The following is a 6,000-nucleotide window of genomic DNA, read 5'->3' on the forward strand; positions in this document are numbered from 1 at the left end:
CTTTCGGCTCAGGTTCCGGAATCGGCCCGTTTATGCGCCAACTCGGTGAAACCCCGGTGTCGGAATTACCACGCGGGGTACAGCGGCAATGAACAGATCGCAATCGGCCGAGGGAGGAAAAATGTCGGACCAGCCAACACCTACCGCGCAGGTACCACCGACGGGCCCGAACGCCAGAACCGAGCCTGCCGTCTCACGGGGCCGCCACGAGGGGGGCGCGACGAGCCTGCGCCAGGGGGCCGCGGCGGTGGGCACGATCGGGGCGATGGTATTGATGCTCGTCGCCGGCGCCCTCCAGATTCTGGAAGGTATCTCGGCGATCGAATACGACGACATCATCGTGGTAGGCCCGCACTACACATATCAGTGGAACGCCACCGGCTGGGGGGTGATCCACATCGTCATCGGCGCACTGCTGGTGCTCGCCGCCGTAGCGCTGATCACCGGCCGGCTCTGGGCGCGAACCCTGGCGATCGTGCTGGCCGCGGCGTCGATGGTGGCGAATTTCCTCTGGTTGCCACACAACCCGTGGTGGTCGGTCCTGATCATCGCCTTGGACGCGTTCCTGATCTGGGCCATCGCCACCTGGCATCACCCCGCGCACGACACGGCCGCGCACACCGCGACCTGACCCGAGCGAACTGGATGACACGACGGTCTCGCACGCCGGGCCGTCGTGGCAGCGATCGAATTCTCATGACGGCGGCCCGCCCCGTCGGAACGCGCGACGGGGCGGCGACGCCGGGATGACGCACGCGGACAGTGCCGGTTGGCACAATGACCGCATGCGAACCAAGGGAGTGGGCGCGATTCTGGGCTGTGCTGTCGCGACCGCGGCGGCGATCGTCGGCTGCTCGGAGTGGATGCACTGGCGTGCCACCCGCCGGTATCTCGGCACCCGGCCACAGACCGGCCAGGGGACCCACGCCCTCGTGGTTCTGGGTTTCCCCACCCGCGCCGACGGCAGCCTGCACCCGCTGCAGCGGTGGCGCTGCCGGATCGCGGCGCGCTCGATGACGCCCGGCGCGCTCGTTGTGTTCACCGGCGGCGCGGTCAAGAGCCGGTGGGTCGAAGCCGATGTGATGGCGCGTTACGCGCACGAGCGGCTCGGTATCCCGGCCGAATCCATCCGCACCGAGGCCGAGGCCGAAAGCACTTGGCAGAATATAGAATTCACGATTCCGCTGATCGAGAACGCCGAGCGGATCACCATCGTCTCCTCCCCCATGCACGCCGCCCGCGCTCGCCGCTATCTCCACCTGCAACGACCCGACCTGGCCGCCCGCCTGACTCCGGCCGCCGACTACCGCCCCTTCGAAGCATGGTGGTTGAAAATGCCTACCGCCGCACATGAATTCGCCGCCATCGTCCGCCGTAACGTCGGCCGCATGGTCGTGCGCGCCCTGGGCGAACTCGACCTCCGGCGGACCGAATAGCGCCACTCGAGTTCACGCACACCGTCGCCCATGAACCCGCGAACCGGCGAGACCGCAGCGACTCCGAACGCTGCGCTAACCGATGATCGGAATGGCCCTGCCCGGGTAGCGGTGCAGCCGTTCGGACACCCGATCCGCCAGGCCACCATCACTGTGCCGGACCGGATCATCTTGCACCACAGGGTGATTCAGTGCATCCAGACTGTCGGCCACATAGGCCGGGAGACGATCGGCGGACCGCGCGCCGAGATCGGCGAGGGTGCTGACGCCGGTGAGGACGAGCAGGGACTCCAGCTTCACACCCAGCGCGCCGTCGATATCGGTATCGAGGCGGTCACCGACCACCAGAGCCGACCGGGTTCCCGCTCGGGTGAGCGCGTCCTCGACCAACGGGGTGTACGGCTTGCCCGCGACGATCGGCTCGACATCGGTGGCGGTACGCAGCGCGGCGACCATCGCACCGTTTCCCGGGGCCAGTCCCCGTTCGGTGGGCAGGGTCGCGTCGGTGTTCGCGGCCACCCACAACGCACCCGCCCGCACCGCATAGGCGGCCTCGGCCAGGTCCGGCCAGGCGATGTGCGGCGAATAGCCCTGTACGACCGCGGCGGGCACATCGTCGTCGAACCGTCGTATCGGACGCAACCCGACGTATTCGACCTCCGCGGCCAGATCGTCCGCGCCGACGATGAGCACACCAGCCCCCTGCGGTAGCCGATCGGCGAGTACCCGCGCCGCGGCCTGGGCGCTGGTCACCACCTGATCCGCACCGGCGAGGAACCCCAACTCGCTCAGATGCGCGGCCACCGCCGCCGCCGATCGGCTCGCGTTGTTCGTGACGTACATCAGCGACTGCGCCGAGTCGGCACCCGAAAGCGCCTCGGGCGCGCCGGGGATCACCGCGCTTCCCCGATACAGGGTGCCGTCCAGATCCAGCAGCAGAGCCTCGAACCGATCCCGTAACCTCGTCACGAAAGCTCGCACCACCTTCATCGCCACCGACATAACCGCGCCGGGACGTTACCCGGACCGCTCGAGCCTACTTGGTCCGCCCGCGCCCGGTTCGACGCGCACGAGCCACCACATGTCGCGGAATACGGCCGCACGGTCGCTGGTTCGGCCTCGTATGAAGATCGGAGTCAACACCTTTCTGACCGACGAGGGCATCGTCGGTCCCGCACTTGGCCGGGCACTCGAAGAGCGGGGATTCGAATCGCTGTTCCTCGCCGAACATTCACATATCCCGGCCAGCCGGAAGACGCCGTATCCGGGCCGCGACGAGCTGCCCCGGCACTATTACCGCACGCTCGATCCGTTCGTCGCCTTCGGCGCCATCGCGGCCGCGACCGATCGCCTGGTTCTGGGCACCGGCGTCACGCTACTGATCCAGCGCGACGTCATCCACACCGCCAAGGAGGTGGCCAGCCTGGATCTGCTCTCCGGCGGCCGCGTCGTCTTCGGTGTCGGTGTCGGCTGGAATCGTGAGGAGATGGCCGATCACGGTACCGACCCCCGCACGCGCGGTGCGCTACTGGACGAACAGCTGGTCGCCATCCAGGCGATCTGGAGCGAGGACACTGCCGAATTCCACGGCGAATTCATCGATTTCGACCCCATTTACGCCTGGCCCAAACCCGTCCAACAACCTCATCCACCCATCTTCATCGGCGGTGGGGCGGCCGCCAGGGATCGCGCGACCCGCCTCGGCGTCGGCTGGATTCCCAACGGCGTCGCCACCCCCGCGGCCGTCACCGAACAACTGGCCGAATTCCGCACAACCGGCCTGCCGATCATGATCACCCCGGCCCCGGCCGATCCAGCAGTACTGGACGCCTATGCCGAGGCAGGCGTACAACGCGTAACCCTCGAACTCGGTACGGCCCCCGAAGCCGAAACCCTGCGCGCCCTCGACCAACTGGCAACACTCGCCGAGAAATACACCGATTAGGCTCGGTTCCTGTCACCGATCGCCGGAACCCCGTGCCCGACACTCCGAATCACATGTTCGCCACAGGGTTCCGGCGGACCGGACGGCCGAACCCGTTCTCGCCTCTACCGCACGCAGTCGGCACGAGCATCTCCCGTCATCCCATCGGAATCGAGCGTGCGGCACGAGCTGAACCGTTCGGGATCTGGGCGAACGTGATTCAGCTGGGCGGCATCGACACTTCGTTCGCCGACGCCGAACACCACACCTTCCACAGCGGACACCGCGACGGTCAGTACCACCAGTTCAGCACCGAGGCCGTCGACCGCCTCAGCCGCAACCTCGTGGTTGGCACCGGATCGAGTCGCACGAATCATCCACCGGACTGCGACCGTCGAACGCCCGCGATCGTACTGCCGCATCGGCGGCGCGGCTCACATCATGCTCGGCCTGTGCGGGGCTGTGCCGGACCGGCTGTGGGACCGATTTCGTCCCCGCGATCGCAGCCAGATCCGATCGGTCGGCGAGCTACCGACAGGCGACCATGTAAGTGCCACTCGCCGCTGGGAGCGGCGCTGCCGGCCCGATATCAGCGACCGTCGTCGCCGGGGGTTCTGCGTACCGCTGTCGCCACTATCCCGGCCCAGGCCGCCCGGGACGCTGTTTCACCCTCGTCGAACTCATCGCCATCGTCGCACACGCGTCGGGACCGCAGGCCAGCCGCGCGGATCACCTTGCCGCGTGGCCTGTGGGAGCCTCACGCCTCGCTTGGTCGAGCCGCGAGATCAGCGGCTGTCGTCGCCGGAGGTTGTCGGACCGGCGTCGTCACTGTCGCGGCCCAGGCCGCCCGGGACGATCTCGCCCTCGTCGAACTCGTCGTCCTCGTATCCTGCGGCGGCGAGTTCCTCGGCGCGCTCCTCGGCGTCGGTGTCGCCCTCGACGTCCGCGGCCGCCGCATTGAGGAACCATTTCAGGGCCTCGTCCGAGCGATCGGCGGCGAGCAGCGCCTCGGCGTAGGCATAGAACAAGCGCGCCGACGCCGGGCCGACCCTGGCCGGATCGAGCTCCGGCGTCTGGAGGGTCACGACGGCCTGGTCGTATTGGCCCAGATCCATGCGGGCACCGGCGACGACGATACGCAGTTCGGTGGCCTCGTCCGCGGTCAACTGCTGGGCCTCGTCGCTGCGGCCGAGTTCGATCGCCCGTTCCGGACGGCCGAGACCACGTTCACAATCGGCCATCACCGCGAGCAGACCGGCACCGCCGGACATCCGCCGCGCGGTGCGCAGTTCCGAGAGCGCCTCGGCCCATTCACCCGCGTGATAGGCGATGACACCGGCGGTCTCCCGAACCACCGCGATCCGCCCTGCGCGCTGCCGTGCGGCACGGGCGTGTTCGAGCGCGAGTTCCGGCTCATCCTCGATCAGGCGCGCGGCCATCACCAAATGCCGGGCGACGGTCTCGGCATTGCCCTTGTCGAGACTCAGCAGGTCGCGCCGGACGCTCGAATCCAGGTCGATTGCCTGCACATCCTCGGGGAGTGCGGGCTCCTCCGGACGAGGCGGACGGCGATCTCCGCCACGTCCGCCGGCTGCGAATTGCGCACCCTCCCCGCCACGGCGACGGTCCGAGCCGAAATCACGGTCCGCACCGGGCCGGTCACCGCCCTGCCCGCGGCCGCGGTCACCGCCGTACGGGCGATCCGAGGCGCGCCCAGGCTCCGGCCGCCCAGCATCATCCTCGAAGGAACGCGCAGGTCCCCGGCGATCATCGCGACCCCGGCCACGATCGTAACCACCCGGACGATCGCCGTCCCGGCGTGGTCCACCGCCCTTGCGGTCGGGACGACGTGCGTCCTCTCGACCGGAACCGCCGCGGTATCCACCCGTCGAGCGATCCCGATCCCGGCGATCATCATCCCGGTCGGCACCACCCGGCCGACCGGATTCACGCCGCTCCCCGGTCCGGCCGAACCCGCCGCGATCACCACGGCCCTCCCGATCAGGTCCGCGACGGAACCCGCCACGGTCACCGGACTCGGCCTCACCACGCCGGAAATCACCTTGGTCGCCGCGATCGGAGCCACCCCGCCGGAAACCCCCGCGATCATCGGGACCGGAGCTGCCCCGCTGGAAACCGCCACGATCGTCCGGAGCGGACCCACCGCGCCGGAAACCGCCTCGGTCGCCGCCTTCCCGACCGCCGGAACCACCACGACCGGCGCCGCCCGTGCGATCCCCGGAACCACGGTTCCGCTCGTACGGACGATTCGACTCGGTGCGGCCGGAATCGCCGCGATCGGAACCGGAGCGCCGGAAGCCGCCACCGGACCGCCGCTCACCACCGTGCCCGGCGTCCTCGCGCGGCGGATACTGCCGATCTTCGTCACGCCGCTCACCACCGGCGCCCTGGCCACCGCCGTTGCGGCGGAACGGTTTGCGACCGTCGTTCTGCTCCGACACGGTGGTCCCTTTCTCAACTCTGCTCGTACCCGGCCGCAGCGCACGCAGTGACGGGTGACCTGCGGGAGCGACCCGCACGATCAAATTCAATCATGTACGGGTGACACCCCGACCGGGCGGCACAGGGTTGTAAACGCAGAGAAGGGGACCCAAGACTGGGTCCCCTTCTCGCAAAGGA

The 6,000-nt window shown here is 68.8% G+C and carries 4 protein-coding genes and 1 pseudogene; 3 read left to right on the forward strand and 2 right to left on the reverse strand.

What is annotated here, in order from left to right:
• The first annotated feature begins 121 nt into the window (after positions 1-121).
• Together NV1_RS29695 and NV1_RS29700 are read left to right on the forward strand one after the other, a co-directional pair.
• Positions 122-631, forward strand: coding sequence for a DUF7144 family membrane protein (locus NV1_RS29695; protein WP_245713981.1), 510 nt, complete (start codon positions 122-124; stop codon positions 629-631).
• A gap of 154 nt (positions 632-785) precedes the next feature.
• Positions 786-1,436: a YdcF family protein gene (locus NV1_RS29700; protein WP_067898775.1), complete on the forward strand. Its 651-nt coding sequence runs from the start codon at positions 786-788 to the stop codon at positions 1,434-1,436.
• Positions 1,437-1,511: 75 nt separating this feature from the next.
• Here NV1_RS29700 and NV1_RS29705 read toward each other — a convergent pair whose 3' ends face one another.
• On the reverse strand, positions 1,512-2,405 hold the full coding sequence (locus NV1_RS29705) for an HAD-IIA family hydrolase (RefSeq protein WP_084525918.1): 894 nt from the start codon (positions 2,403-2,405) through the stop codon (positions 1,512-1,514).
• Positions 2,406-2,559: 154 nt separating this feature from the next.
• Between NV1_RS29705 and NV1_RS29710 the strand changes: the two genes are divergently transcribed.
• The gene (locus NV1_RS29710) at positions 2,560-3,381 is read left to right on the forward strand and encodes an LLM class F420-dependent oxidoreductase (RefSeq protein ID WP_067898781.1); all 822 of its coding nucleotides are present in this window, start codon (positions 2,560-2,562) and stop codon (positions 3,379-3,381) included.
• 878 nt (positions 3,382-4,259) lie between these two features.
• Here NV1_RS29710 and NV1_RS43950 read toward each other — a convergent pair.
• Positions 4,260-5,228: pseudogene (locus NV1_RS43950) on the reverse strand (hypothetical protein); the annotation flags it as partial.
• Between the last annotated feature and the right edge of the window lie 772 nt (positions 5,229-6,000).

The sequence above is a fragment of the Nocardia vaccinii NBRC 15922 genome, assembly GCF_001613305.1.
GTDB lineage: Bacteria > Actinomycetota > Actinomycetes > Mycobacteriales > Mycobacteriaceae > Nocardia > Nocardia vaccinii.

Bases quoted from the DNA above. Each gene is read 5' to 3' on its own strand.
- NV1_RS29700 (WP_067898775.1), top strand. From the start codon at position 786: ATGCGAACCAAGGGAGTGGGCGCGATTCTGGGCTGTGCTGTCGCGACC.
- NV1_RS29695 (WP_245713981.1), top strand. From the start codon at position 122: ATGTCGGACCAGCCAACACCTACCGCGCAGGTACCACCGACGGGCCCG.
- NV1_RS29710 (WP_067898781.1), top strand. From the start codon at position 2,560: ATGAAGATCGGAGTCAACACCTTTCTGACCGACGAGGGCATCGTCGGT.